Here is a 26,993-nt window from a genome sequence, read left to right as displayed (position 1 = left end):
GGGAGTGACAGCATGTTCGAGAGATTCACCGATCGCGCACGGCGCGTCGTCGTCCTGGCCCAAGAAGAGGCCAAGATGCTCAATCACAACTACATCGGGACCGAGCACATCCTGCTCGGCCTGATCCACGAGGGCGAGGGAGTGGCCGCCAAGGCGCTCGAGTCCCTCGGCATCTCGCTCGACGCGGTGCGCGAGCAGGTCCAGGACATCATCGGCCAGGGGCAGCAGCAGCCCACCGGCCACATCCCCTTCACGCCGCGTGCGAAGAAGGTCCTCGAGCTGTCCCTGCGCGAAGCGCTGCAGCTCGGCCACAACTACATCGGGACCGAGCACATCCTGCTCGGCCTCATCCGCGAGGGCGAGGGCGTCGCCGCACAGGTTCTCGTCAAGCTGGGCGCCGACCTCAACCGGGTGCGCCAGCAGGTCATCCAGCTCCTCTCGGGCTACCAGGGCAAGGAGCAGGTCGCCGTGGGCGGTGAGCAGCAGCAGCCTCAGGGCGGCTCGCAGATCCTCGACCAGTTCGGACGCAACCTCACGCAGGCGGCGCGAGACAACAAGCTAGACCCGGTCATCGGGCGCGAGAAGGAGATCGAGCGGGTCATGCAGATCCTCTCCCGCCGCTCCAAGAACAACCCCGTCCTGATCGGCGAGCCCGGCGTCGGCAAGACCGCCGTCGTCGAGGGCCTCGCCCAGGCGATCGTGCGCGGCGACGTGCCGGAGACGCTCAAGGACAAGCAGCTCTACACGCTCGACCTCGGCTCGCTCATCGCCGGCTCCCGCTACCGCGGTGACTTCGAGGAGCGCCTCAAGAAGGTGACGAAGGAGATCCGCACCCGCGGCGACATCATCACCTTCATCGACGAGATCCACACCCTCGTCGGCGCAGGGGCCGCGGAGGGCGCGATCGACGCCGCCTCGATCCTCAAGCCGCTGCTCGCCCGCGGCGAGCTGCAGACCATCGGCGCGACCACGCTCGACGAGTACCGCAAGCACTTCGAGAAGGACGCCGCGCTCGAGCGCCGCTTCCAGCCGATCCAGGTCGCGGAGCCGTCGCTGCCCCACACCATCAACATCCTCAAGGGCCTGCGCGACCGCTACGAGGCGCACCACAAGGTGTCCATCACCGACGGCGCCATCGTCTCGGCCGCCAACCTCGCGGACCGCTACATCAGCGACCGCTTCCTCCCCGACAAGGCCATCGACCTGATCGACGAGGCCGGCGCCCGCCTGCGCCTCTCGATCCTCTCGGCCCCGCCGGAGCTGCGCGAGTTCGACGACAAGATCGCCGTCGTCCGCACCGCGAAGGAGGCCGCGATCGAGGACCAGGACTTCGAGAAGGCCGCGTCGCTCCGCGACGAGGAGAAGCAGCTGCTCGGTGAGCGCCTGCGCCTGGAGAAGAAGTGGAAGTCGGGCGACGTCAAGGCGACCGGTGTCGTCGACGAGGGCCTGATCGCCGAGGTCCTCGCCCAGGCGACCGGCATCCCGGTCTTCAAGCTGACCGAGGAGGAGTCCTCGCGGCTCGTCTTCATGGAGAAGGCGCTGCACCAGCGCGTCATCGGCCAGGAGGAGGCCATCGCGGCCCTCTCGCGGACCATCCGCCGCACCCGCGCCGGCCTCAAGGACCCCAAGCGCCCTTCGGGATCGTTCATCTTCGCCGGTCCCACCGGTGTCGGAAAGACGGAGCTCGCCAAGGCGCTCGCCGAGTTCCTCTTCGACGACGAGAACGCGATGATCTCGCTCGACATGTCGGAGTACGGCGAGAAGCACACCGTCTCGCGGCTGTTCGGCGCCCCTCCCGGGTTCGTCGGCTTCGAGGAGGGCGGCCAGCTCACCGAGAAGGTCCGCCGGAAGCCCTTCAGCGTGGTCCTCTTCGACGAGATCGAGAAGGCTCACCCCGACATCTTCAACTCGCTCCTCCAGATTCTCGAGGAGGGTCGTCTGACCGACGGCCAGGGGCGCGTCGTCGACTTCAAGAACACCGTCATCATCATGACCACCAACCTCGGTGCGCGTGACATCGCCGGTGGTCCCGTCGGGTTCCAGATCGAGGGCGAGAACGCCACCGGCTACGACCGCATGCGCGGCAAGGTCAACGAGGAGCTGAAGAAGCACTTCAAGCCCGAGTTCCTCAACCGTGTGGACGACGTCATCGTCTTCCCGCAGCTGTCGAAGCCCGAGCTGCTCCAGATCGTCGACCTGTTCATCGGCCGCCTCGGCGACCGCCTGCTGGACCGCGACATGACGGTGGAGCTGACGCAGTCGGCCAAGGAGCGGCTGATCGAGGTCGGGTTCGACCCGGCCCTCGGCGCCCGCCCGCTGCGCCGCGCGATCCAGCGCGAGATCGAGGACCAGCTGTCCGAGCAGATCCTGCACGGCCAGCTCGGTGCCGGAGACCACGTGCACGTGGACTTCGCGGAGGGCAAGTTCGTCTTCACGACGACGCCGCGTCTCATCTCGATCAGCGCCGGTGCGACGGCGGGAGCGGCGACCGCCGGCCCCGCGACGCCGGACCTGATGGCGTAGCACCCGCACAGCACGACAGCGAGCCCGTTCCTCCTCGCGGAGGGACGGGCTCGTCGTCGTTCGGCCGTACGCTTGTCGGATGGCCGATTGGAAGTACCCGGTGCGCCGCGCGCGCACGAGCGACGTCCCCTTCATCCAGGAGCTCAGCGAGCCGCTCGTCAACGAGCGCATCCTCCTCGGCAAGGACCGCGTGGTGCTCTACGGCGCCGTGCAGGAGTTCCGGATCGCGGAGTCGGGCGACGGCACCGCCATCGGCTGCGGCGCGCTGCACGTGATGTGGGACGACATCGCGGAGGTGCGCACCCTCGCCGTCGCGAAGGACTGGCTCGGCCGGGGCGTGGGCCACCACATCCTGGAGCGCCTCGAGAACGACGCGCGCGAGCTCGGGCTGAAGCGCCTGTTCTGCCTGACCTTCGAGGTCGGCTTCTTCGAGCGCCACGGCTACGCGCCGATCGGCGAGAAGGTCGTCGACCCCGAGGTGTACGCCGAGCTGCTGCGCTCTCCCGACGAGGGCGTCGCCGAGTTCCTCGACCTCGCCCGGGTGAAGCCGAACACGCTCGGCAACACCCGCATGCTCAAGACGCTCTGAGCGCTCGCGCGTCGTAGCCTGTGTCGGTGACTCCGCCTCCCCGCCGCCTGCCCTCCCGGGTCTACCGGCGGCGCAGGGCCGGCCTGATCCTCGCGCTCCTGGTGATCATCGCCGGGATCGCCGCGCTGGTCTCGCTGCAGCCGTGGGCGGGCGCGCGCGGGACGGCCGAGAGCGCGAGCCCGACGGCCTCGGCGCTGCCGACGCTCTACCCCTCGACCGCGCCCGAGGGCTCGCCGCCCGCCGACGCCGCCGCCTGCACCGCCGACACCGTCGCGGTCACGGCCGTCACCGATGCGACGAGCTACGGGCCCGACGAGGCGCCACAGCTCTCGCTCTCGCTCGCGAACATCTCGAGCACCGACTGCGTGATCGACGCCGGGACGAGCGGGCAGGTCTTCACGATCACCAGCGGGTCCGACCCGGTCTGGACCTCGACCGACTGCCAGACGAACGGGTCGTCCTTGGAGATCCTGCTCCAGGCCGGCACCTCGGTCACGGGCAGTGCGATCACCTGGGACCGCACCCGCTCCTCGCCGGACACCTGCTCCGGCGGGCGCGAGGCGGTCGAGGGGGGCGGCGCGGCGTACAACCTCTCGGTCTCGGTCGCGGGGATCCCGTCGGGGTCGACGACGCAGTTCCTGCTGCAGTAGTCCGTCCCGCCTGTCGCCCTTCAGGAGGAGGTGGCGCGGAACACGCGCGCGTACGCTCACAGACATGATGAGGACGCTCCGCCGGCTCCTGTCCGCGATCACGCCGAGGGGGCGGGGCTCGGGAGCGCGCGGACCCGGGTCGTCCGCGGGAGCGGCGGGGATGCTGCTCGTGGCCGTGCTGGCGGGGGCGCCCACGGCGGCGGCCGGGCCACTGCCGGTGGTCCACGCGGGCGAGCCGGTCGCCGCCGCTGCCGTCGGCGCCGCCGCCATCGGCGGACCAGCACGCGGCGTCGACGACTTCCGCTTCACCCGCTACGCCGTCGACTACGACCTCGGCCGCGACGCCGAGGGGCGCTCGACGCTGACGACGGTGGAGACCTTCGTCGCCGAGTTCCCCGAGAACCAGAACCGCGGGATGCAGCGGGCGATCCCGCTCCAGTACCAGGGCTACCCGACCGGTGTCGACCTGGTGTCGGTGACGGACGAGACGGGACGGGCTCGGCCCGTCGACACCGAGACCGAGGACGCGATCCTCCTCGTGACGAGCGCTGCGGACGGCTTCGTCAGCGGCAGCCAGACCTACGTCTTCACCTACACCCAGCACGACGTGACGCTGCCCGGCTCCGGAACGCGGAGCGGCGAGGACGAGTTCTACTGGGACGCGAACGGCACGCAGTGGCGGCAGCCCTTCGACCGTTACGACGTCCGGATCCGGCTCACCGGCGGCCTGGCCGAGGCGGCGACCGGCACCGCTGCGTGCTACCGCGGCGCGGCCGGCTCCACCGACGGCTGCTCGATCGGCCGCGACGGCGCCGTGGTGACCGCGAGCGGGACCGACCTGGCGGCGTACGAGAACGTGACGGTCGCGGTCGGCTTCGCGCCGGGGACCTTCACGCCGCGCGACGACGGCTACTTCGCCTCGGGCTGGGCCTGGGTGCAGCTGGCGTCGATGCTCGTGCTGCTCGGCGTGCTCGTCGCGGCGATCCGGCGGCGTGCCACGGTGCTGCGCGATGCTCCGGGGCGCCCGACGGTGATCGCCGAGTACGAGCCGCCCGCGCAGGGGCTCTTCCTCTCCGCGGCGCTGCGCGGGCGGTCCTCGCGCGCTCCGGCCGCGGCGCTGCTCGACGCGGCGGTCCGCGGGCTGGTCCGGGTCGAGGAGAAGGACTCGGGGAGGAAGCCGGGGTTCCTCCTCCGCGTGCTCGATCCGGCGACGGCCGCGCCGCGACGGGCCGGGCGGCCGCGGGTCGTCCCTCCCGTCGACCGGGAGTTCTTCGACATCGCGTTCGGGGTCTCGCCCTCGCCGGGCACCGTCCGCGATCTGAGCGGGAAGGACAAGGAGTTCGGGAAGGCGGTGTCGTCCTTCCAGACGGTGATGTCCGCGCGGGTCGTGGAGGAGGGACTGCGGCGCTCCGGGACGGTGCGCGGCTCCGTGCTCCTGGTCGTGCTCGCGGTCGTCGCCGTCGTCGGCGTCGTGCTGTCCGGGGCGCTCCTGCTCGGGGCGGCGCTCGGCGGGGCGCTGCCGATCGTGCTGCTCCTCTCCGCGCTGGTCGTGGGGGCGCTGGTCTGCGTCCTGCTCGCGAAGGTGCCGCTGACCGCGGCCGGCGCGGAGCTGCGCGACCACCTGAAGGGTCTCGAGCTGTACCTGCGGCTGGCGGAGGCGGACCGGTTCGCGATGCTGCAGTCGCCCCGCGGTGCCGACCGGCGCAGCGTCGGTCCGGTCGAGGTGGTCGAGGTGACCGAGCGGCTGCTGCCGTGGGCGGTGCTCCTCGGGCTGGAGAAGGAGTGGTCGGCGGCGCTCGCGACCGCGTACGAGCAGACCGGCGAGAGCCCGGTCTGGTACTCGGGGACGACGGGGTTCCACGCCGCGGCGTTCGCGGGGAGCATCTCCTCGTTCTCCTCGTCCGCGTCGAGCTTCGTCGGCTCCTCGTCGAGCTCGTCGAGCGGCGGCGCGGGCGGTGGCGGCAGCTCCGGCGGTGGCGGGGGCGGCGGCGGAGGCGGCGGGGTCTAGCCTTCTCGGCCGCGCGCGCCCCGTCTCGACCTGCTCTCGGCGCGGCGGTCGGCGCGGAGCCGGCTCTTCGCGGCCGCGTAGTCGCGGGAGCTGCGGCTCGAGAGGGCGAGCAGCACGAGGATGTCGAAGGCGACGCTGCCGAGGTTGGTCTGCAGGCTGATCGCCGCACCGCCCTGGAGCACGGCGGCGAAGGCGGTGATCGTGCTGAGCAGGCTGGAGGAGAGGGCGAGCAGGCGGGCCGTCCCGGAGCCGCGGAGCACGAGTGCGCCGAGGAGTAGCCAGAGGAGCGTCGCCACCCCGAGGAGGGCTGCGGCGATCGGCCGGGTCGAGGCGTCGTCGAGCGTGGAGCCGCCCGCGGTGGCGGTGCCGCCGTCGAGCCAGGTCAGGTCGTCGAGCGAGGCGGCGCCGGCGAGCAGCAGCACGGCCTGGAGCGCGTACGCGAGGCCGCGGGCGACGAGCATCAGGGCTCCGACGTGCGTGGTGACGGGACGGCGGAGGACCGTCGCGGACGAGGTGCCGAGCGCACCGGCCAGCTCGGTGGCGGCGACGGGGGCGATCGCGTCGCGCTCGGCGGCCCCGGACGGCAGGGGGATCGCGCGGAGGTCGACGACCGGCAGGTCGCCGTCGGTGACGATGGAGTCGCCGCCGCCGTTCCGGGAGTGGTAGCCGGTGGAGAAGTCCTGGATGACGTCGACCGTCACCTCGGGGTGGTGCTCGCGGAGGCTCGCCACGATGTGGTCGCGCTCCTGGTCGGTGTCGGGGGAGATCTTGTGCGTGACCTGGAGGGTGAAGAGCGAGAGTCCGACGCTGCGGTCGAAGGTGCCGGCGGCGACCCATTCGACGGGGAACCCGCCGGGCAGGAACCAGTCCTCGGGGCAGCGCCAGAAGCGCACGTGGTGGCGCTTGCCCGGGTTGCCGGCGACCTCCTGCTGGAACGCGACGTCCTGCTGCCGCCCGAACACGAAGAGCGGCGAGACGGGGGCGCGGTGGTAGCTGCGGCGGGTGAGCGTGGCGGTGATGATCCTCCGGCTGCTGCGCACCGTGACCTCGTCGGCGCGGGTCCAGCCGGAGGAGGTCATCGCGTGGACGAGCTGCGCGTCGCTGCCCTGGAGGGCGAGGTTGACCGGGTCGCCGAGCAGGCCGTCGCTGGTGCGCGCGCGGCCGATGAAGTAGTCGGGCACGTAGAGCCGGGTGAGGATCCGGTGCAGCCGCGGCAGCACGAGGTACGCGACCAGGACCCAGACGGCGACGTAGAAGCCGATCTGGGCCCAGCCGGAGCGGACGCCGTCGGTGACGAGGACCACGGCGAGGAGGGTCGCGGCCACGCCGCCGAGGACGAAGAAGGCCTGGTCGAGCAGGGCGGGGATCGGGAAGCGGCGGCGGCGGACCGCCGGTGCGGAGGCGGGGGCGGAGTCTCCGTCCGTGGCGGGACGGTCCTGGTCGGTGCCGGGCCGCTCGGTGTCGCTGCTCACGGCGTCAGCCTAGGGCGGCGGTCCGGCGCGGGGCCCGTCAGCCGACGGGGATGCGGGCGGGCACCGGCACCAGGGCGTGGGTGATCGCGCTCGAGAGGGTGAAGGCGCTCGAGTCCAGGTGGGAGGGGTGGCCGAGCCGGGTGGCCTCGTTGGCGCGCTGCTTCGCGCCGGACGCCGGACGGATGTCGCCGGAGAGGCTGATCTCGCCGAAGGCCGCGATGCCGGGGCGCAGCGGCGTGTAGGCGTGGGCCGAGGCGATCGCGACGGCGATGGCGAGGTCGGCGGCCGGCTCCATCAGCTTCACGCCGCCGACGGTCGAGACGTAGACGTCGCAGCGGCGGAGCGGGATGCCGGCCTGGCGCTCGAGCACCGCGAGGATCATCGCGACGCGGGAGGCGTCCACGCCGTTGGTCACCCGGCGCGGGTGGTCGCCGTCGTTCGCGATGACGAGGGCCTGGATCTCGACGGGCAGAGCGCGGCGCCCCTCCATCGCGACCGTGACGCAGATACCCGGGGTGGGGAAGCGGGTGCGGCTGAGGAAGAGGCCGCTGGGGTCGGGGATCTCGGCGATGCCCTCGGCGGTCATCTCGAAGCAGCCGACCTCGTCGGTGGGGCCGAAGCGGTTCTTGAGGGAGCGAACGAAGCGCAGCGCCGTCTGGCGGTCGCCCTCGAAATGGCAGACGACGTCGACGAGGTGCTCGAGCAGGCGCGGGCCGGCGATCGAGCCGTCCTTGGTGACGTGGCCGACGAGGACCAGGGGCAGCGCGCGCTCCTTGCAGACGCGGATCAGCGTCGCGGCGACCTCGCGGACCTGGCTCGGCCCGCCGGGCAGGCCGTCCACCGTGTCGCTCGCCACGGTCTGCACGGAGTCGACGATCAGGAGGTCCGGGCGGACCTCGTCGATCTGGCCGAGGACGGTGGCGAGGTCGGTCTCGGCCGCGAGGAAGAGGCTGTCGTGCATGGCGCCGGTGCGCTCGGCGCGCATCCGCACCTGGGCGGCGGACTCCTCCGCGCTGACGTAAAGCACGCGCTGGCCCTCGGCGGCGGCGCGGGAGGCGACCTCGAGCAGCAGCGTCGACTTGCCGACGCCGGGCTCGCCGGAGAGGAGGACGACGGCGCCGTTGACGATGCCGCCGCCGAGCACCCGGTCGAGCTCGCCCACGCCGGTGGGCCGATGGGCGGCGGAGGTGGTCTCGATCTGCGTGATCGGCTTGGCGAGCCGCGCCGCAGTGGGGGCGACGGCCGCGACCGCCCGGACGAGACCGGTCCGCTCGGTGCTCTCGATCACGGAGCCCCACTGCTGGCACTCGCCGCAGCGGCCGACCCACTTCGCGGTCGTCCAGCCGCACTCGGAGCAGCGGTAGGCGGCGGTGCGCGTCTTCGAGGAGGCCATGGGGTCCTTCCGGGCCGGGGGAGTGCGGGGCAGTGTGGAGTACAGGGCAGTGGTGGAGTGCTGGGCAGTGGTGGAGCGAGGGAGCACCGGCGACGCTACGGCCGGCCTCCGACATCGGAGTGTTCCTTCGAACGTGTCTTCGACCCTAGCGGGCACCGCCGACACCCGGACGCGCCGCGCCCGATCGGTGGACAGCCGGGCGGACGTCCCTGTGGGGAGGAGTCCTGGCGGCACCAGAGCGGCGCGCGGGCGGTGTCGGTCGTCTGCGGGAGACTGGGCCCATGACCTCGACGGTGCACACGCTCAAGTCCGGCCGCGCGCTCGGAGTCGCCTGGGTCGGCCCGGAGGACGCCGAGCGCGTCGTCGTGCTCGCGCACCCCGCACCCGGCGCCGCCGGTCTCGACCCCGACCCCGCGGCCACCGCCCGCCACGGCGTGCGGCTGCTCTCGTTCGACCGCCCCGGCTACGGTGCCTCGGAGCTGCTGACCGACGTCGATCCCGCCGGCGCCGGTGCCGGGGCGAGCCCGGAGCAGGCCGCCGCCGACATCGCCGAGTACCTGGCCACCGCGGGCATCGCCTCGGTCACCGCGGCCGGCTGGTCGGCGGGCGGCCGCGTCGCCCTCGCCCTCTCGGCCAACTACCCGGGCCTGGTCGGGCGCGTCGCCGTCCTCGGCACTCCCGCGCCCGACGACGCCGTGCCGTGGGTCGGCGAGCAGAACCGGGCGATGCTCGAGCAGCTGCGCGAGCTGCCGGTGGACGAGGCCGTCCGCTCCCTCGCCGCCGCTCTCGACAGCGCGTTCGGGCCGTCGCCCACCCCCGAGTCGCTTCTCGGCGTGCTCGGAGGGGACGCCGCCGACGAGGACGTGCTCGAGGCGCCCGGCGTCCGCGAGCGGCTCCTGGCGATGCTCGAGCGCGCCGTCGCCCAGGGCAACCTCGGCCAGGCCGCGGACATCGTCGGCTACACCCTCCAGGAGTGGGGCTTCGCGGTCGAGACGGTCGACGCCCCGGCGCTCCTCCTCTACGGCGGCGAGGACGCGACCGTCGGCCGCCAGCACGGCGAGTGGTACGCCGCGCGACTGCCGGACTCGCGCCTCGAGGTCGTGCCCGGCCGAGGCCATCTGCTCGCCGTCTCCGAGTGGGACCGGGTGCTCGCCTTCCTCCTGCCCGAGCCCGCCTGACGCCCCGGCGACGGCCGCACGCCCGCGCTCGGCCGCGGTTCCCGCGCCGATTGGCGGGATTCCGGAGCCTCGCGTACACTCGTCCTCGGTACCGTGTCCGAGCGGCCGAAGGAGCATGTCTCGAAAACATGTGTGGGCTTGCGTCCACCGTGGGTTCAAATCCCACCGGTACCGCCAGTCAGAACCCCCGAGTCAGCGAGAGCCGACCGGGGGTTCTGTCGTTCCCGGACCGCGCGACACCGTCGGCGGAGGCGGATGGTGACAGCTGTCGAGCTCTCGAGGACGGGGCCGGTCACGTGGAGCGACAGAGGAAACGCGCCTCTCGTACCCCCGGTGCATGAGCTGCCTAAGCTCTCGGTCGATGACATGGCGAGAGCTCCTTCTCGCCCGGCGGAGGACGTAGGTTTGCCAGATGACACCGACAGCTCGAGCAGCGATGAGGGGCCTGGCCCATGGAGCATTCGTGGGAATGACGGGCGACAGACGGCGCCTGGGCGAGATGAAGAAGGTGCTTGGTCACCCGACGCCGACCGAGGTCTCGTCCATGGAACGATCGACGCCGAAATCGAAGAAGAATCTGAACGCTCCGGCACGGTAGAGGCGATCGCTCGAAGCCGATCGTTTCGAGGTCCTCTCCCTCCGGTCGCGATGATCGAGGGATACGAGCGCGTCGTCCCGGGCAGTGCCGAGAAGATCGTCGATGCGCATGTCGCGAATGAACATGCTCGCGCGGGAGCGCTGACTCGGCTCACGAGGGCGGAATCCGTCGGTGTGATCGTCGGAGCGGGTGCGTCGCTCCTGGCACTCGGGGCGACGACCCTCACGCGGAGATGTGGGTGACCCCCGTCCGAGGCTTCTGCCGGTGGTGGCGCGCATCGTGCTGGAGATGGTTGCGCTGCCATGCTACGTTCGCCGGAGTGATGTTGACGTGGACATCCGTGCGGGGGAGATGCCGATCAGGCGCCGCGGCACGAGCACCACAGGTACAAGGAGGTACCCATGAAGATGGACAGGAGAGGGCTTCTCGCCCTCGCAGGCACGGCAGCGCTCGCGGGCGCGGTCACGGCGGTGGCCGGGCCGGGCGCCGCACCCGCGCACGCCGCCACCGGCACGGCGGTCGTCGACCCCGGGCAGCGCGGACCCGTATGGGAGGGCTTCGGCACGGCGCTCTGCTGGTTCGCGCACCGCATCGGCGGCACGCAGGCGGTGCGCGACACCTACGCCGACCTGCTCTTCGACCGCGACAAGGGTCTCGGGCTGAACATCGTCCGCTACAACATCGGCGGCGGCGAGAACCCGGCCTACCCCGGGCACATGGATCTGCGCGCCCGCATCCCCGGCTACCTCGCGTCCGCTTCGGCGGCCTACGACTGGTCGGCGGATCCGAATCAGCGCTGGTTCCTCCAGGCCGCCAAGTCGCGGATCCCGGCGAGCGAGTTCCTCGCCGAGTCGTTCGCGAACTCGCCGCCCTGGTGGATGACGATCTCGGGCAGCGTCACCGGGGGCAGGAACGCCGCCGAGAACCTCCGCACCGACAGCTACGAGGCCTTCGCCCGCTACCTCGTGACGGTCAACGAGCGCTTCCGCACGACCTGGGGCGTGCCCTTCCGCACCCTGTCGCCGGTGAACGAGCCGAGCGCCGCCTACTGGACCTTCGGCAACCGCCAGGAGGGCAACCGGATGTACCCGGCGAACCAGGCGACCATGCTCAGGGCCCTGGCGGACGAACTGGCGCGGCAGGGCTCGCCGACGCGGATCGCGGCGTCGGACGAGACGAGCATCGACGTCGGCCGCGACACGGTGAACAGCTGGTCCGCGCAGACCCGCGCCCTCGTCGGGCAGTACAACGTGCACAGCTACGAGGGCTCCGACCGGACCGGCTTCAAGACCGCCGCTCGCGGCACGCGGATCTGGGACTCCGAGCACGGCAACGGCGACGCCAGCGGCATGACGCTCTCGCAGAACATCCTCTGGGACGTGAAGTGGCTCGGCGCGAGCGCGTTCGCCTACTGGCAGGCGGTCGACTCCGGTGGCTGGGGGGTGCTCGACACCGACCTCAACAACGCCTCCGCGGATCTCTCGAGCTACACCCGGAACAAGAAGTTCTGGGCGATGGCGCAGTGGAGCCGTTACATCCGCCGCGGCTACCGGGTGATCGGCGTGAGCGACAACGACACCGTCGCCTTCCACGACGAGGCCGGCCGGCGCGTCGTGCTGGTCACGGTGAACAACACCTCGACGCCGGCGACGGTCACCTACGACCTCAGCCGCTTCGCTCCCGCCACTGCGACCGCCTCGGGGGTGCGCACCAGTGGCTCCCAGGACCTCGCGGCGCTGCCCTCGGCCGCGCTCGCCGGCAACCGATTCACGGCATCCGCTCCGGCGATGTCGACCACCACGTGGGTCGTCCCCTCGATGACCCTCAACTAGAAGGAGAGTTTCAATGACGAAACGACGAGGACGGATCAGGCTGGCGCTCATGGCGCTCGCCACGGCGGCGCTGGTCGCGGTCTCGTGCCTGGCGCCCGCGACGGCGGCGCCGCAGACCGTCACCAACGGCACGCAGTTCCTCACGACCCAGGGCCAGCCGATCCACGGCCACGGCGCCGGGCTGCTCAAGGTCGGGCAGTACTACTACTGGGTCGGTCAGAGCACCGACGCGGACAACCGGTTCATCTCGGTCCCGCTCTACCGCTCCACCGACTTCAAGAACTGGGAGTTCCGCGGCGACATCCTCACCAAGAACTCGGCGCCGGAGCTGAACGTCTCCACGATCGAGCGGCCGAAGCTCGTCTACAACGCGGCGACACAGAAGTACGTGCTCTGGATGCACTGGGAGAACGGGCAGAACTACTGGGAGGGCCGGGTCGCGGTCGCGACCTCGAGCACGATCGACGGCTCCTACTCCTACCAGGGCAGCTTCCGGCCGCAGGGCTACGAGTCGCGCGACATGACGGTGTACCAGGACGACGACGGCTCGGCGTACCTCTTCTCGTCGACGGCCATCCCCACCACGAACGCGTCGACGGCGATCTTCAAGCTCAACGCGTCGTACACGAACGTCGAGTCGTTCCAGGGGCTGCACTGGGAGAACCAGTCCCGTGAGGCGCCGACGATCTTCAAGCGCAACGGCGTCTACTTCGCGCTCTCGTCCGGGACCACCGGGTGGAGCCCGAACCAGAACAAGTACTCCACGGCCACGAAGATCACCGGGCCGTGGTCGACGCCGACCGACTTCGGCGGGCCGACCGGCAACCGCTCGCAGCCGACCTACGTCGCGACCATCAGCGGCAGCGCCGGCACGTCCTACCTCTACATGGGCGACCGCTGGGCGGGCGCCAACAACGGAGCGGTCAACGACTCCAGCTACGTCTGGCAGCCGCTGCAGTTCCCGTCGAACACCTCGGTCGCCATGCCGGAAGTGGACGGGGTCGTCATCGACACCGCGGCGGGAACGGTGAACGCCGCCCCGGCGCTGCCGCGATCGACGATCAAGTCGGCGTCGAGCGGACTGTGCGTGAACGTCGCGGACGACTCGACCGCGACCGGCTCGAAGGTGGTCCAGTGGACCTGCGGCAACGGGTCGAACGCCGTGTTCGCCCGGGCGTCGGCCGCCGGCTACCTGCAGTTCCAGACGCAGCACAGCGGGCTCTGCCTCGCGCAGTCCGGGTCCTCGGGCTCCGGCGGCGCGCTGGTGCAGGCGCCCTGCACCTCCGGACAGACGACGCAGTGGCAGGTGAGCGGTCAGACCATCGTCAACCGCGCGAGCGGCGCCTGCCTCGACGTGCCCGACGAGAGCACGACCGCGGGTCGTCAGCTCGGGACCTGGTCCTGCAACGGAGGCAACCACCAGAAGTGGAGCTTCGTCGCCTAGCTGAGGCGTGAGGGTCGCGCGGTGGGGGGAAACCGCCGCGCGACTCCGCGCCTCGTGCGGGGGCGGGCGGGCCCATCGGGTCCGGCGCCCGCCGACCCCCGCCGTGGAACCCCCGGTCAGCGCGAGCCGACCGGGGGTTCCGTCGTGCCCGGGTGAGGGAGCGAGGCTCCGACCCGCCGGGATCCGGATCGAACGGTGGAGCGAGCGGTCATTCGTCCGCAGCGATCTCGACCACGCGCCCCGCGTCCCCGGCGGGGCGCCAGACGTAGCTCTTGCTCCGTCGGGAGCGCACGAACAGCCCCGCTTCCTCGAGGCCGAGGAGATCGACTCGAGCGGTCTCTCCTGAGATGCGATGGGTGGTGGCGTGCCCGTGCACCGTGAACTCCGACTGCGGATCGCGGAGTGCCGACTCCAATGCGGCGAGCTGGCGAGGATTGAAGTCGTTCGAACGGCGATCGAGCAGGGCTCTCATGTCCCGAAGTTCAGCGCTCTTGCGCTGCAGGTGTCTCTGCAGATCGTCGAGCGCTCGCGTGCAGACGTCGACATGGAAGGTGAGGAAGTACGTGAGATCGCCGTCGTCGTCCTCGGTGAGCAGGTAAGCGCCTGGGTAACGGGCGGGAGCGTTCTTGAGGATCCGGGAGACGGTGAGGTACTCCGTCACCCAGTAGCCCTGCCGGAGCATGCTCCAGTAGAAGAGGATCCGCGCGGTCCGGCCGTTGCCGTCGGCGAAGTAGTGGTCGTAGCCGACCATGAAGTGCAGGACGATCGAGCGGAGCGGAGCGGGAAGATAGGCCGTGTCGCCGTCCTCGCCGTTCGCGAAACGGCAGAGCGCCTGGAGCCGATCGGCGAGCTCGGCGGCCGGCGGCGGCACATGCAGGATCTGGTCGTCGTCGCCGAAGATGCGGACGCGCTCGTCGCTCTCCTGCTGGAGGCGTCCGGCGTCCTCGGGGTCGTCGAGCGTGCCATCGGTCACGATGCGGTGCAGCTCGAGGACGAGCTCCGGGGTGAGCCGCTCCTCGGTCACCTCGCGGATGCGCTCCATGGCGCGATAGTTGTTCAGGATCATGCGCTCGCTCCTCGTAACGGGACGGCGACCGGAGACGAGCATCTCCTTGGCCACGCGGCGCGAGGTGGAGGCGCCCTCCAGCTGACTGGAGGTGATCGCCTCTTCGATGAGGGAGCTGACGACGTACCGGTCTCGATCGCCCTGGGAGACGGCGAGCTCGGGCATCGAGATCGTGCCGCTCGCGCGGGCCGCGATCTCCTCGCACCTCCGGAGGAGGTGATCGGTGAGCGTGTAAGAGAAGGCCTTGCCGTCCTTCGAGAGGAGAGAGACCGTGCGCAGCCCGGACTGACGACGGAGCTTGAGCGCCGCCCAGAATTCCTGGGCGGTGAGGCCGGCGGGAGGGGTCCGGTAGCGGACCTTGTCCCAGGGCAGGTAGGCGCTGTCGTCGAGATCGGCGCCGACCATCGCCGAGAAGATCCGATCTCGCCCTTCGCCGTGCAGGATCGCGGCCCAGTCGGGGGGCGGCATGGGGACCTTCACCGTCACACCCACCTCTCGTTGCTCCAGATTCTGTCACGATCTGGAGCAGATCTGGAGTGGGGCGACGCGGGATGCGGGCGAGCGGCCGGTCAGCGGGTGGCGGTAGTTCCCCGGGGCGTGCGGGTGGCGACCGCGTGGGACAGCAGGGTGGCGGCCACGCCCACGGCGACGCCGATCGCGGTCTCGAGGGCGCGGTCGCGCAGGAGGACGAACTCGTCGGTGTGGTGGGCGAGCTCGACCATCAGGATCGCGAGCGGGGTGATCAGGGCGAGGGTCAGGCCGTAGTTGCGGCCGACGACGAGCTCGGCGAGCATCTGCAGCAGCACGACGACACCGATCGTGGCCAGCGGGGACAGCGGCAGGGCGAGCAGCGCGGCGGCGATCGCGACGCCGATGACGGTGCCGAGCATCCGGTGGCCGGCGCGGACGAGGCGGGCGGTCGCGTCGGCGCCCGAGACCGCCGCGACGGCGGAGACCATCGCCCAGTAGGGGTGGCCGAGGCCGGTCGCGGTGGGGATCGCGCCGGCGATCAGCACGACGGCGCCGAAGCGGAGCATCCCGGCGCGGGTCGTGGAGCGGACGGCGGCGGCGCGGAAGGAGGGTCGCCACGGCGTCGCGGGCAGCAGCCGGGCGCGCGGGGCGGCGATCCCGCTCACTCCGATGAGCAGCGAGAAGGCGGCGGAGGCGGCGGCGAGGGCGAACGCCTCCGGGATCCGCGTCGCCTCGACGGGCACCGACGCGCAGGCGGTGACGGCGAACACCGGGAAGAGCGGGCCGGGCGGGTGCCAGTGCAGGGCGTCGCTGAGATAGGCGGCGCCGGCGGCGGCGAGGGTGACCACCGGGATGATCAGCCAGTCGCGCTGCGGCGACAGGGCGACGGCGGTGCCGATCGTCACCATCGCCACGAGGTAGGCGGCGGCCGAGGCCTGCATCAGCAGGCGCGGGCGGTGGGTGTGCCGGCGGCCGTAGAGCGCGGTGAAGGCGCCGAAGGTGGCGTAGAGGGCGAGGTCGGTGCGGCCGAAGACCCAGAGGAGGAGGAGCGGCACCGCCATCGAGATCCCGGCGCGCAGGGCGACGCGGTGCGCGCCGTCGTGCGGGCCGAAGGCGACGAGCTCGCGGGGGTGCGGCAGGGCGCTGCGGAGGGAGGGGGTGGCGGGCATCGGAGTCCTCGGGTCGGCGGGCGGATCCGAGCGGCAGCGGCCGGAGAGGTCGTTCACGGGTGAACCAGATATACTTTACTCGTGAATCATCTTCTGTCGAGCGACTCGTCGCATCCGGACCACGACGCGGCTCCGGACGCCGTCGACGAGATCCGCGCGGGCTGGCGCCGGCTGCGGCCCGAGCTGGACACCTCGGCGGTCGATGTCGCCGGGCGGCTGATCCGCGCCTCCGCCCTGCTCGTGCGGGCGACCGAGGAGCGGCTCGCCGTCTTCGAGCTGACCCGCGGCGAGTTCGATGTGCTGACGACGCTGCGCCGGCTCGCCGCGCCGCAGTCGCCGACGACGCTGCGGACGATCGGCCTCGCCTCCGCCCCTGCGGTGACGAAGCGGCTGCACGCGCTCGAGCGCCGCGGGCTGGTGCTGCGGACCGCGAACCCGGCGGACGGGCGCGGCGCGCTGATCGCGCTGACCGCCGAGGGGACCGCGCTGGTCGACGCCGCCTTCCCCGAAGTGCTCGAGGTGGAGCGGGAGCTGCTCGCCGCGGTGCCCGACGCGCTCCGCGACGAGGCCGCCCGGGGCCTGCGGGCGGTGCTCGCGAGCATCGAGGCGGCGCCCGAGCGGTGACCGCGCCCGCACGCCGCGGCTACCGTGGAGCCATGCGCCTCACGTCCAGCTTCACCGTGGACACGCGGCCGCCGGTGCTGCAGCTGGTCAAGACGGCGGCGGCGACCGTCGTCACCTGGATCATCGCCGCCCTGATCTTCCCCGGGACGCTGCCCGTCTTCGGCGCCATCGCCGCGCTGCTGGTGGTCGCGCCCAGCGTGAACCAGTCGTTCTCGAAGGCGCTCGAGCGCAGCGTCGGCGTGATCATCGGGGTGGTCGTCGGGTCGCTGATCGGGACGCTCTTCGGCGACGACAGCGCGATCGTCCTCGGGGCGATCGTCGCGGCGATCGCCGTGGGCTGGGCGGTGCGGCTGACGCCCGCCTCCGCCGTGCAGATCCCGATCAGCGCGATGCTCGTGCTCTCGGTCGGCTCGGTGACGCCGAACTACGCCGTCGACCGCATCCTCGAGACGCTGATCGGCGCGGCGGTCGGCATCGTCGTCAACGCGCTGATCGTCCCGCCGATCACGCTGGCGCCGGCCGAGCGGGCCGTCGGCGACCTGACCGCGCAGCTCGCCGCGGCTCTGGACGACCTGGCCGACGTGCTCGAGACGAAGGTCGGCCGCGAGCGGCTCAGCGAGCTGCTGATCAACGCGCGGCTGCTGCAGACCATGCAGACCAAGGCGGAGGAGGCCATCGCCACGGGCGAGGAGTCGCTGCGGCTGAACCCCCGCCGCTCCGCGCACCGCGACCGGCTGCTGGCGCTGGACTCCGTCACTCCGCGGCTCGCCCGCATCGTGACGCGCGTCCGCGGCATGACCCGCACGGTGCACGACCTCTACGACCAGGACCTGGTGGGCGAGCCGACGATCGGGGACATCGCGGTGCAGCTGCACCGAGCGGCGCACGACCTGCGGCTGCTTGTGCAGTCCTCGGTCGCGGTGCCGGAGCCGGAGCCGATCACCGACGAGCTGCCGGCGCTCACCGCCCCGCTCGTCATCGTGACCCCGCACCCGGAGCACTGGATCCTGCTGGGGGCGCTCGCCGAGGACCTGCGGCGCATCCGCGAGGAGATCGTGGGCGAGGAGTCCTGAGCGGGCTCCGCGCTCAGCGTGCGGTGGGCGTGTCGAAGAGGCCGGGCCCGGAGTCGCCGTCTCCGGCATCGGTGTCGGACTCCTGCAGCGCGGCCGGGTCGGTGGCCTCGGCGTGCTGGGTCTTGCCCTCCGCGATCAGCGAGTCGTCGTCGACGAGGATGCCGGCGAGCTCGGTCACCCGGCCGCGGATAGCGCCCAGCGGGTCGTCGATCGGGGCGTCCTCCTGCGAGCGGTCGACCTCGTCGTCCGGGAAGCGGCGCAGCTCGGCCTCGTCGCGGTCGGGCTGCGGGGCGCGGGCGTGCTCGACGCAGAGCCGGGCGACCTCCTCCGCGTGGGCGTGCATCACGGAGTGCGAGGCGTCCGGGATCTCCCAGGCGCGCGCGTGCGGGATCGCCTCGGCGACCTCCTCGGCCCACTCCCGCGGGACGAGGCGGTCGAACTCGCCGCGGATGACCAGCGTGGAGGCGCGGATCCGGGGCAGGACGTCCTCGATCCGGTACTGCATCATCTCGGGCAGCACCCGCGAGAACCAGCGCGGGCCGCAGAGCAGGTAGGCCGCGGCGGCGAGGACGGCGACCTGCACCGGCTCGCGGACGCTCGACTGGGCGAAGCGCCAGGCGGCGATCGGGATGCGGCGCTCGTGCGGGTTCATCACCGGGCCGAGCAGGACGATCGTGGTGAGCTCGGGGCGGCGGGCGGCGAGCTCGGCGACGACCTGCGTGCCCATCGAGTGGCCGAGGACGACCGGGTCGTCGAGGCCGAGGTCGTCGATGACGGCGCCGACCAGCTCGGCGTAGTCGCCGATGGTCATGTGCCGGGCGTTCGGCGGGTGCGGGACGCCGCCGAAGCCGGGCAGGTCGAGGGCGTGCACGGGGCCGAACTCGTTGAGCGCCGGGGCGAGCCGCTCGAAGTAGGTGGCGGCGACGCCGATGCCCGGGACGAGGACGAAGGTGCGCTCGCCGGTGTGGCCGACCGTGTTGACCCGGGCGTAGACGTCTCCGCGGCGGACGCGGAGGACGGAGACGTCGGTGTTCTTGTAGCGGCGGCGCGGGTCGCGCCGGCGGGAGCGCGTGGTGGAGAAGACGTCGCGCAGGCCGTGGCGGACGCTCGAGGCGAGGGCGCGCAGGGGGCGGCCGGGGTAGGGCACGGGCGCCTCCTCGGGTGTCGCGGCGCAGCGGCCTGGCGGGAACGGGTCGGGGGAGAGCCTAGGCGCTGGCCGATCCGCTCAGATCAGCATGTCCTCGGAGCGGTGGAGGATCAGCCGGGCCGGCCCGATGTGGAGGAGGCCGTTGGTGAGCGGGGCGCAGCGCACGCCCCCGCGGCGCCGCATCGCCTTGAAGGCGCCGGGCGCGAGCGAGACGTCCATCCAGGCGCAGGGGTTGGCCGGGCGGCCGCCCTGGAACTCGATCCGCTCGCCGCCCTGCTCCACCGCGAAGGTGCGGCCGGCGAGCGCGTCGATGTCGGCGCCGCGCACGATGATGTTGCGGCGGGTGTCGGCGGGGTCGAACGCGGCACGGCCGAGCTCCGCCGCGACGTGCTCGAGCGACTCGATCGCGAAGAGGGTGACCGCGGCGGTGCGATGCGCGCGCTGGGCGAAGTAGCGGTCGCCGACGATGCCGAGTCCCGCGCGGATCTCGATCCGCTCGGGCTGCTCGTTGCCCTCGGAGGGGATCGGGCCGTCGGCCGGCCGGCCCTCGAACCGGTGCAGCGGCGAGACGACGAAGCGCACGAGCTCGATCGCGGCGGCCTCCATGACTGCCACGGTACGCGGGCCCGGGCGGGCGCCCGCTCGATTCGCGGCGGGGCTCCCCGATGTGTATAGTCGTACCTCGTTGCGTGCGCCCCCCAAGGCCACGCGATGGACTGCGCCCGTAGCTCAACGGATAGAGCATCTGACTACGGATCAGAAGGTTGGGGGTTCGAATCCCTCCGGGCGCACTCTGGTTGAGACAGAACAGGACGGCTCGCTTCGGCGGGCCGTTCTTGGTTGAACGGCTCATTCACGATGCAGCCTCCGCCTCGGACCAGGGGATGCTGTCGCCCTCCTCCGCCAGCGCGGCGTCGAAGGCCTCCACATCTTCTGCGTCCTCGAGAGCGTCCCTCATCCGCTCGTACTGCTCGGGGCTGATGAGCACGGCTTCCGGACGTCCTCGGCGCATGATGACGACGGTCTCGGTGCGTGAGCGGATGATCAGTTCGGAGAAGTTCGCGCACGCGTCGGTGACGCTGATGGTCGACATGCTTCGAGCGTACGTTCGGCCGTCGGGGCATCCGCGGTTCGGCGCCGAGGGGCGTGCAGTCCGACGTCCGGGGGCTGCTCGCGGGACGTCGCGCGCCAGCTCGGGTGCGGGGCGGCGGCGGCGCGAGGGGGAGGGCTAGCGTCGTCGGGGCGGGATCTTGCGCAACCCGGGTTCCGGTCTCGTGCGGTGGACGGTTGCGGCGGGGCGGGCGGCCCTGCATACTCAAAACCACACGACGCAAGGTTTTGGGCGCGACCGCTCGATTCCGCACACTCGATGACGAGAGGGAACGATCATGACGACGTCCAGCGGATCCGCGGCGGGGATGCCCTCGGGCATGACCACCGCGACGGCGACAGTGCGGGGGCACCACGCGTTCTCCGAGCCGACCGAGCCCGCGTCGAAGGGCTACGTCTTCTGGCTGCTCGCGGCGCAGCTGATCTTCTTCATCGCGCTGCTCGGGCCGGCGGTCGTCGGCATCGGCCTGAAGATCCAGTCGCTCGTCGAGTCGGGCGAGATCGCGCAGGACGGCGCGACCGGCGCCGCGGCGGTGCTCGGCGGCTTCGGCGCCCTCTTCGCCACGATCGCGAACGTCGTCGTCGGCCGGCTCTCCGACCGCACGACGAGCCGCTTCGGCCGCCGCCGGATCTGGATCGTGACCGGCACGGTGCTGATGACGGTCGCCTTCGCCATCATGGCGCTCGCCCCCACCCTGCTCGTCGCCACCGTCGGCTGGTCGCTCGCCCAGCTCGGCGCGAACATGACGCTCGCCCCCTTCACCGCGACGCTCGCCGACCAGGTGCCGAAGTTCCAGCGCGGCAAGATCACCGCAGCGCTCGGCATCGCGCAGAACGTCGGCATCCTCGGCGGCACCTACGTCGCCCAGGCGTTCGCCGGCCAGCTGGTCGTGATGTTCGTCGCCCCGTCGATCCTCGCGATCGTCGCCATGATCGTCTTCGCGGTCGTGCTGCCCGACAAGCGCCTGCCCCAGGCGCCGCCGCGCGCGACGCTGCGCGACTGGGCCGAGACCTTCTGGGTCAGCCCGGTGAAGAACCCCGACTACGCGCTGGCCTGGTGGTCGCGCTTCCTGATCATCTTCGCGAGCTTCGGCTTCACCACCTTCCGCTTCTTCTACCTCCTCAACCACATCGGCGTGGAGGAGGGGAGCATCCCGGCCGTGATCACCACCAGCGTGCTGATCTACACGGTGACCCTCGTCGGCGCGAGCTACTTCGCCGGCTGGCTCTCCGACCGGATCGGGCGCCGCAAGGTGTTCGTCTGGAGCTCGACCGCGCTCTTCGCGGTCGGCACCTTCGCGCTGATCTTCGTGCAGGACATCGGCGCCTTCTACGTCCTCGAGGCGGTCCTCGGACTCGCCTACGGCATCTACGTCGGCGTCGACCTCGCGCTCGTCGTCGACGTGCTGCCGAACCCCGACGACTCCGGCAAGGACCTCGGCGTCTTCAACATCGCCAACGCGCTGCCGCAGACGCTCGCGCCGCTGGTCGGCGGCATCCTCGTCTACGTCAGCGACCCGACCGGCAACAACTACGGGCTGTGGTTCACGGTCTGCGCACTGGCCGCGGTGGTCGGCGCGCTCGTCATCCTCCCCATCAAGAAAGTCCGATAGGCCTTTCTCGGACGTCCATAGGACAGGCTGGTCGGAGACGACAGTCCTGCCCGCACCACCATCACCAGTGAAAGCGACATCGATCATGACTCTGCCCCTGGCCTCCATCCAGCTGTACACGCTGGCCAAGGAGTTCTCCGAGGACCCGAACGGCTCACTCGAGAAGCTCGCGGCGATCGGACTGAAGAACGTCGAGGCGTTCGACTTCGTCCGCCGCCCCGCCGAGATCCGCGCCGCACTCGACGCGAGCGGTCTCGCCTCGCCGACCGGCCACGCTCCGCTGCTCTCCGACGAGCTGTGGACGCCGGACGGCTCCATCCCCACGCCCGCCCCCGAGGTCGTCTTCGAGGCGGCCGCGCAGATCGGCATCCAGACGGTCATCGACCCGTTCGTCTCGGCCGAGCGCTGGCTGACCGAGGACGGCGTGGCGGACATCGCCGACCGCCTGAACAAGGCCGCCGAGGTCGCCGCGACCTTCGGCCTGAAGGTCGGCTACCACAACCACGCGCAGGAGTTCATCGCCTCCTTCGACGGCGAGACCGCCTACGAGCGCTTCGTCGCGACGACCGACGAGCGCGTCGAGATCGAGCTGGACCTGTTCTGGGCGCTGACCGGCGGCCAGGACGGCCCCGCGCTGGTGTCGAAGCTGGGCTCGCGCCTGGTCGCGGTGCACGTCAAGGACGGCATCGCCCCGGCCGAGAACCCGTTCGCCCCCGGCGCCGCGGCCTTCGGCTCGGACACCCTCGACCAGCGCCGCCCGGGCGAGGGCGACGTGCCGCTCGTCGAGGCGCTCAAGGCCGGCGAGGGCGCCATCAAGTACGCCGTCATCGAGTACGACAACGCCCCCGGCGACGTCTTCGCGGACATCCAGGCGAGCTACGACTTCCTCGTGAAGGGCGGGTACGCGGCATGAGCGGGCCCATCGGCATCGGCGTCATCGGCGTCGGCGTCATCAGCGACACCTACCTCGAGAACCTCGCGTCCTTCCCGGACGTCCAGGTGCTCATCGTCGGCGACCTGCTGCTCGACCGGGCGAAGAGCCAGGCCGAGAAGCACGGCGTCCCCGCCTGGGGCTCGGCGGAGGACGTCCTCGCGCACGCCGGCGTGCAGGTCGTCGTCAACCTGACCATCCCCGCCGCGCACGTCGAGGTCTCGGCCGCGGCGATCGCCGCGGGCAAGCACGTCTGGAGCGAGAAGCCGCTGGGCCTGGACCGCGCCGGCACCGCGCAGCTGCTGCAGGACGCCGCCGCCAAGGGGCTGCGCGTCGGCTCGGCGCCGGACACGCTGCTCGGCCCGGGCTTCCAGACCGCGAAGCGCGCGATCGCGGACGGCGTGATCGGCGAGCCGATGTTCGCGTCCACCGTCTTCCAGACGGTCGGACCGGACCTCTGGCACCCGAGCCCGGCGTTCCTCTTCGCGCAGGGCGCGGGCCCGCTGCTGGACATGGGTCCGTACTACTTCACCGGACTCGTCAGCCTGTTCGGACCGGTCCAGCGGGTCGCGGCCCTCGGGCGGAAGAAGCTCGAGGAGCGGGTCATCCGCTCCGGCCCCGACGCGGGGACGACGTTCCCGGTCGAGGTGCCCACCTCGCTGCAGGTGCTGACCTCGTTCGCGGCCGGGCCGCAGGCGTCGAGCCTGCTCAGCTTCGACTCCGCGCTCGAGCGCCACGGCGTCTTCGAGATCCACGGCACGGAGGGGTCGATCGTGATCCCGGACCCGAACCAGTTCGAGGGGCGCACCGCGTACGTGAAGGCCCGCACCTCGATCGCCGACGGCCAGTGGGGCGAGCAGGAGTGGACCGAGATCGAGCAGAAGGGCACGGTCGTCGGCCGCGGACTCGGCCTGCTCGACATGGTCCGCGCGATCGCCGAGGACCGCCCGCACGTGGCCACCGGCGAGCTCGGCTTCCACGTGCTCGACGTCATGCTGTCGGCGCAGGAGTCGGCCGAGAGCGGCGAGTTCGTCGCGATCGACAGCACGCTGTCCGCGCCGGTACCCGCGGTGCCGGTGGACTTCGACCCGTTCGCGCAGACGCTCTGACGCGCTGACGGTCTCGCCGTGGCCCCCGCTCTCCACTCTCGGAGGGCGGGGGCTTCGGCGTGGGTGGGTCTCGCTACGGTGCTGCGCACAACATCAGCTGAGAGCAACCGGCCTCCTCTGTCAGCCGAGGGACCCCCTTCTCAGCTGATGTTGTGCGCGGCTGCGGCGGCAGAACATCGGCTGGAAGCGCTTGTCATCGCTGATGGGCGATGAGACGGATTCCTGGCTGATGTTCTGCGTCCGCGTCGGACGATGACGACATCGGAGGGGCCGCTGCAGGGCCGCCGTGCTGAGGATGTGGGTCTCGATACGCCGCTGCGCGGCTACTCGACCAGGATGCGGGGGCGCTGCGCGGCTACTCGACCGGCATGGAGGGGCCGCTGCGCGGCTGCTCGACCAGCGTGCAGGGGCCGCTGCGCGGCTGCTCGACCGGCATGGAGGGGGGCGCTGCGCGGCTGCTCGGCCGGCGTGCAGTGCGCGTCAGGGGGGCGGGGGCGTCAGCTCGCGGCGGAGGCGGGCGAGGGTGTCGCGGAGGCGGGTCTTGACGGTGCCGATCGGCAGGCCGAGCTCGGTGGCGATCTCGGCGTGGGTCAGGCCGCGGACGTAGGCGAGGAAGAGCAGGTCGCGGTGCTTCGGCGCGAGACGGCGGATCTCGGCGGCGGCGCGGCTGAACTCGCCGACGATCTCGCCGTGCGACTCCGCCTCGTCGATCTCGCGGAGGTAGCTGTGGATCGCGTACCGGTGGTCGCGCTCGCGGGAGGACTGAGAGGCGCGGACCCGGTCGATCGCGCGGCGGCGGGCGATCACGGCGACGAGGTGCTGCTGCTCCTCCAGGACCGCGTGCCGGCCGGCGGAGCGCCAGAGCTCGAAGTAGGTCTCCTGCGCGACCTCCTCGGCCTGCGCGTGGTCCTGCAGGATGCCGACGGTGATCGAGCGGACGCGGCGCACGGTCCGCTCGTAGAGCCGGCGGAACGCGGCGTGGTCGCCGTCGGCGAGGCCCGGGACAAGGCCCTCCGGAGCGGACAGGGCGTCGGCGGTCACGGAGCGCTCAGCACCCGGCGGACCCCAGGCTGCCTTCGGAGTGCGGACGGAGCTCCTCCGCCAGGCGCTCGAACGCGGCGACGGCCTCGTCGTTGCTGACCCGGCCGGCGTCGACGCCGTCCGCGATGCGGAGGATCTCGAGCTTGCGGTCGGCGCGGGCGGCCGTGTCCAGACCCGCGGTGCCGACGGCGGCGGTGGCTTGGACGCGGGCCACGATGGTGCGCACCTGCCAGCGGCGACTGTTGAACGACATCCTTGCGACCTCCTCGATCGACCCCGTGCATCATTCGGAGCCGCGGCTCTGTCCGATGGGTGTCGGGGAGGAGGAGGGAGTCAGGGCAGCTGGTCCTCGAGATGGAAGACCTCGGTCAGCTGCAGGAAGCCCGTATCGGGGGCTCCGTCGAGCTCGACGAAGAACTCGGCCATCTCGGCCTGCCAGCGGGCGTTGACCTCGGTGGCGGCCATCCCGGCGCGGGCGGCCTCGAGCGACGGGGTCTCGAAGTACCCGATCAGGAGGCCGTCGGGGCGGAGGAAGAGGGAGTAGTTGTTCCAGCCGGTGGCCTTCAGGGCGGCGGCCATGTCGGGCCAGATGGCCGCGTGGCGGCGGGTGTACTCGGGGATGCGCTCCGGTCGCACCTGGAGCTGGAAGCAGACGCGCTGCATGGGGTGGGGCCTTTCGGTGGGGGATCTCGATACGCGCCCTGCGGGCGCTACTCGATCAGCAAGGAACATGCTGGTCCAGCAGGAAACATGCTGGTCGAGTAGCCGCGGAGCGGCGTATCGAGACCCACCGTTTCAGGGACGGTGGATCTCGATACGCGCCCTGCGGGCGCTACTCGATCAGCATGCCGCGATCAGCAGGGCTGCGACGGGTCAGAAGTCGAAGTCGGCGATGTTGTCGGCGGTGAAGGTGAAGGGGTCGCCGAGCAGGACGGTGTTGTCGGCGTCGACGGTGAAGGAGCCGAGGTCGCCGGCTTCGAAGGTGTCGCCCTCGGCGCCGGTGATGTCGCCGTCGATCAGGGCCTTCGAGGCGTAGGCGGCGAGGTAGCCGAGGTCTCCCGGGTTCCACAGCGCGAACGCGGTGACGGTGCCGTCCTCGACGAACTCGCGCATCTGGTTCGGCGTGCCGAGACCGGTCAGCGCGACCTTGCCCTTGAAGTCCGAGGTGGAGAGGTAGCGGGCGGCGGCGGCGATGCCGACCGTCGTGGGCGAGATGATGCCCTTGAGGTCGGGGTGGGTCTGCAGGAGGGCCGCGGTCTTGTCGAACGAGGTCTGGTCGTCGTCGTCGCCGTAGACGGTGTCGACGAGCGTGACGTCCGGGTGGTTCGCGGTGAGCTCCTCCTCCATCAGCTCGATCCAGGCGTTCTGGTTCGTGGCGTTCGCGGAGGCGGAGAGGATCGCGACCTCGCCGCTGTCGCCGATCTGCTCGGTGATCAGGTCGACCTGCGCCTTGGCAATGCCCTCGGCGGTGGCCTGGTTGATGTAGAGGTCGCGGCAGTCGGCGTTGGTGTCGGAGTCGAAGGTGACGACCTTGGTGCCGTTGTCGCGCGCCTCGTTCAGCGCGTCGCAGATCGCCTTCGGGTCGTTCGCCGAGACGACGATCGCTCCGGCGCCCTGCTGGGTGAGCGTGTTGATGTAGGAGACCTGCGCGTCGGGGGAGGCCTCGGCGGGCCCGACCTCGGCGTAGGTGCCGCCGAACTCCTCGATGGCCTTCTCGCCGCCGGCGTCGGAGGTGTCGAAGTACGCGTTGCCGAGGTTCTTCGGCAGGAAGGTGATCGAGTAGTCACCGGAGCCGGAGTCGCCGCCGGCGTCCGAGCTGGAGTCGCCGTCGGAGGCGGAGCAGCCGGTCGCGACGAGCGCGACCGAGACGGCCAGTGCGGTGAGGGTGCCGAGGCGGCGCCCACGGGAGGAGAACATCATCGTCTGCCTTTCGTCGAGGTGCTGTGGGGGTG

24 protein-coding genes and 2 tRNA genes are annotated in these 26,993 nt (G+C 71.6%); 14 read left to right on the top strand and 12 right to left on the bottom strand.

The annotated features are described in order from the left end of the window. Window positions 1-12: 12 nt before the first annotated feature. The 4 genes from EDF22_RS14395 to EDF22_RS14380 all read left to right on the top strand — a co-directional run bounded on the left by EDF22_RS14395 (window position 13) and on the right by EDF22_RS14380 (window position 5,770). The gene (locus EDF22_RS14395) at window positions 13-2,523 is read left to right on the top strand and encodes an ATP-dependent Clp protease ATP-binding subunit (protein ID WP_123446787.1); all 2,511 of its coding nucleotides are present in this window, start codon (window positions 13-15) and stop codon (window positions 2,521-2,523) included. Window positions 2,524-2,602: 79 nt separating this feature from the next. After that, window positions 2,603-3,112 carry an amino-acid N-acetyltransferase gene (locus EDF22_RS14390; RefSeq protein WP_123446786.1) on the top strand — a complete coding sequence of 170 codons (510 nt, stop codon included), beginning with the start codon at window positions 2,603-2,605 and terminating at the stop codon, window positions 3,110-3,112. Window positions 3,113-3,138: 26 nt separating this feature from the next. Continuing rightward, window positions 3,139-3,762, top strand: a complete 624-nt coding sequence (locus EDF22_RS14385) for a hypothetical protein (RefSeq protein ID WP_148059200.1) — start codon at window positions 3,139-3,141, stop codon at window positions 3,760-3,762. Between the two features lie 64 nt (window positions 3,763-3,826). Further along, window positions 3,827-5,770: a DUF2207 family protein gene (locus EDF22_RS14380; RefSeq protein WP_148059199.1), complete on the top strand. Its 1,944-nt coding sequence runs from the start codon at window positions 3,827-3,829 to the stop codon at window positions 5,768-5,770. Here the strand turns inward: EDF22_RS14380 and EDF22_RS14375 are convergent. Then, entirely contained in the window at window positions 5,767-7,242 is a 1,476-nt protein-coding gene (locus EDF22_RS14375) for an LssY C-terminal domain-containing protein (protein ID WP_123705511.1), read from the bottom strand. The genes EDF22_RS14380 and EDF22_RS14375 overlap by 4 nt on opposite strands. A 37-nt stretch (window positions 7,243-7,279) precedes the next feature. Then, window positions 7,280-8,635: a DNA repair protein RadA gene (gene radA, locus EDF22_RS14370; RefSeq protein ID WP_123705510.1), complete on the bottom strand. Its 1,356-nt coding sequence runs from the start codon at window positions 8,633-8,635 to the stop codon at window positions 7,280-7,282. Window positions 8,636-8,916: 281 nt separating this feature from the next. Here radA and EDF22_RS14365 point away from each other — a divergent pair, with 281 nt between their 5' ends. Together EDF22_RS14365 and EDF22_RS14360 are read left to right on the top strand one after the other, a co-directional pair. Continuing rightward, entirely contained in the window at window positions 8,917-9,813 is an 897-nt protein-coding gene (locus tag EDF22_RS14365) for an alpha/beta fold hydrolase (protein WP_123705509.1), read from the top strand. Between the two features lie 87 nt (window positions 9,814-9,900). Then, window positions 9,901-9,990 (top strand) — tRNA-Ser (locus EDF22_RS14360). Between the two features lie 339 nt (window positions 9,991-10,329). On the opposite strand, the gene EDF22_RS14355 is transcribed toward EDF22_RS14360, so the two are convergent. After that, on the bottom strand, window positions 10,330-10,521 hold the full coding sequence (locus EDF22_RS14355) for a hypothetical protein (protein WP_148059198.1): 192 nt from the start codon (window positions 10,519-10,521) through the stop codon (window positions 10,330-10,332). 291 nt (window positions 10,522-10,812) lie between these two features. Here EDF22_RS14355 and EDF22_RS14350 point away from each other — a divergent pair, with 291 nt between their 5' ends. Next, entirely contained in the window at window positions 10,813-12,243 is a 1,431-nt protein-coding gene (locus EDF22_RS14350) for a glycoside hydrolase (protein WP_123705507.1), read from the top strand. 13 nt (window positions 12,244-12,256) lie between these two features. Continuing rightward, window positions 12,257-13,687 carry an RICIN domain-containing protein gene (locus EDF22_RS14345; protein WP_123705506.1) on the top strand — a complete coding sequence of 477 codons (1,431 nt, stop codon included), beginning with the start codon at window positions 12,257-12,259 and terminating at the stop codon, window positions 13,685-13,687. A gap of 208 nt (window positions 13,688-13,895) precedes the next feature. Here EDF22_RS14345 and EDF22_RS14340 read toward each other — a convergent pair whose 3' ends face one another. Both EDF22_RS14340 and EDF22_RS14335 read right to left on the bottom strand, forming a co-directional pair. Continuing rightward, complete coding sequence (locus EDF22_RS14340; protein ID WP_260303469.1) at window positions 13,896-15,221, bottom strand: Fic family protein; 1,326 nt, start codon at window positions 15,219-15,221, stop codon at window positions 13,896-13,898. A 101-nt stretch (window positions 15,222-15,322) separates the two neighbouring features. After that, window positions 15,323-16,393, bottom strand: coding sequence for an FUSC family protein (locus tag EDF22_RS14335; RefSeq protein ID WP_148059197.1), 1,071 nt, complete (start codon window positions 16,391-16,393; stop codon window positions 15,323-15,325). Window positions 16,394-16,474: 81 nt separating this feature from the next. On the opposite strand from EDF22_RS14335, the gene EDF22_RS14330 reads away from it, so the two are divergent. Both EDF22_RS14330 and EDF22_RS14325 read left to right on the top strand, forming a co-directional pair. After that, entirely contained in the window at window positions 16,475-17,017 is a 543-nt protein-coding gene (locus EDF22_RS14330; RefSeq protein ID WP_123705504.1) for a MarR family winged helix-turn-helix transcriptional regulator, read from the top strand. Window positions 17,018-17,049: 32 nt separating this feature from the next. After that, a complete protein-coding gene (locus EDF22_RS14325) occupies window positions 17,050-18,090 on the top strand; it encodes an aromatic acid exporter family protein (RefSeq protein WP_123705503.1) in 1,041 nt (346 codons plus the stop codon). A gap of 13 nt (window positions 18,091-18,103) precedes the next feature. Here EDF22_RS14325 and EDF22_RS14320 read toward each other — a convergent pair whose 3' ends face one another. Together EDF22_RS14320 and EDF22_RS14315 are read right to left on the bottom strand one after the other, a co-directional pair. Beyond that, entirely contained in the window at window positions 18,104-19,237 is a 1,134-nt protein-coding gene (locus tag EDF22_RS14320) for an alpha/beta fold hydrolase (RefSeq protein WP_123705502.1), read from the bottom strand. Between the two features lie 78 nt (window positions 19,238-19,315). Further along, window positions 19,316-19,843 (bottom strand): MOSC domain-containing protein, encoded by a 528-nt coding sequence (locus EDF22_RS14315; protein ID WP_123446774.1) that lies wholly within the window; start codon window positions 19,841-19,843, stop codon window positions 19,316-19,318. A gap of 112 nt (window positions 19,844-19,955) precedes the next feature. On the opposite strand from EDF22_RS14315, the gene EDF22_RS14310 reads away from it, so the two are divergent. Continuing rightward, window positions 19,956-20,028: transfer RNA gene (locus EDF22_RS14310), tRNA-Arg, on the top strand. Between the two features lie 62 nt (window positions 20,029-20,090). On the opposite strand, the gene EDF22_RS14305 is transcribed toward EDF22_RS14310, so the two are convergent. After that, complete coding sequence (locus EDF22_RS14305; RefSeq protein ID WP_123705501.1) at window positions 20,091-20,330, bottom strand: type II toxin-antitoxin system Phd/YefM family antitoxin; 240 nt, start codon at window positions 20,328-20,330, stop codon at window positions 20,091-20,093. A 295-nt stretch (window positions 20,331-20,625) separates the two neighbouring features. On the opposite strand from EDF22_RS14305, the gene EDF22_RS14300 reads away from it, so the two are divergent. From EDF22_RS14300 to EDF22_RS14290, 3 genes are all read left to right on the top strand, one after another. Continuing rightward, entirely contained in the window at window positions 20,626-21,960 is a 1,335-nt protein-coding gene (locus EDF22_RS14300) for an MFS transporter (protein WP_221180933.1), read from the top strand. 85 nt (window positions 21,961-22,045) lie between these two features. Then, window positions 22,046-22,873: a sugar phosphate isomerase/epimerase gene (locus EDF22_RS14295; protein WP_123705500.1), complete on the top strand. Its 828-nt coding sequence runs from the start codon at window positions 22,046-22,048 to the stop codon at window positions 22,871-22,873. Further along, window positions 22,870-24,000 (top strand): Gfo/Idh/MocA family protein, encoded by a 1,131-nt coding sequence (locus EDF22_RS14290; RefSeq protein ID WP_123705499.1) that lies wholly within the window; start codon window positions 22,870-22,872, stop codon window positions 23,998-24,000. Before EDF22_RS14295 ends, EDF22_RS14290 begins: the two co-directional genes overlap by 4 nt. A gap of 480 nt (window positions 24,001-24,480) precedes the next feature. Here EDF22_RS14290 and EDF22_RS14285 read toward each other — a convergent pair whose 3' ends face one another. The 4 genes from EDF22_RS14285 to rhaS form a co-directional block, all read right to left on the bottom strand. Beyond that, the gene (locus EDF22_RS14285) at window positions 24,481-25,041 is read right to left on the bottom strand and encodes a sigma-70 family RNA polymerase sigma factor (protein WP_123705498.1); all 561 of its coding nucleotides are present in this window, start codon (window positions 25,039-25,041) and stop codon (window positions 24,481-24,483) included. A 7-nt stretch (window positions 25,042-25,048) separates the two neighbouring features. After that, window positions 25,049-25,294, bottom strand: a complete 246-nt coding sequence (locus EDF22_RS14280; protein ID WP_123446770.1) for a hypothetical protein — start codon at window positions 25,292-25,294, stop codon at window positions 25,049-25,051. 80 nt (window positions 25,295-25,374) lie between these two features. Continuing rightward, window positions 25,375-25,704 carry an L-rhamnose mutarotase gene (locus EDF22_RS14275; protein WP_123705497.1) on the bottom strand — a complete coding sequence of 110 codons (330 nt, stop codon included), beginning with the start codon at window positions 25,702-25,704 and terminating at the stop codon, window positions 25,375-25,377. Between the two features lie 210 nt (window positions 25,705-25,914). After that, the gene (rhaS, locus tag EDF22_RS14270) at window positions 25,915-26,961 is read right to left on the bottom strand and encodes a rhamnose ABC transporter substrate-binding protein (protein WP_123705496.1); all 1,047 of its coding nucleotides are present in this window, start codon (window positions 26,959-26,961) and stop codon (window positions 25,915-25,917) included. Between the last annotated feature and the right edge of the window lie 32 nt (window positions 26,962-26,993).

The sequence above is a fragment of the Rathayibacter sp. PhB127 genome, from assembly GCF_003751665.1.
GTDB lineage: Bacteria > Actinomycetota > Actinomycetes > Actinomycetales > Microbacteriaceae > Rathayibacter > Rathayibacter festucae.
The sequence above is the reverse complement of the archived record's forward strand: the minus strand, read 5'-3'. Positions and strand labels throughout refer to the sequence as shown.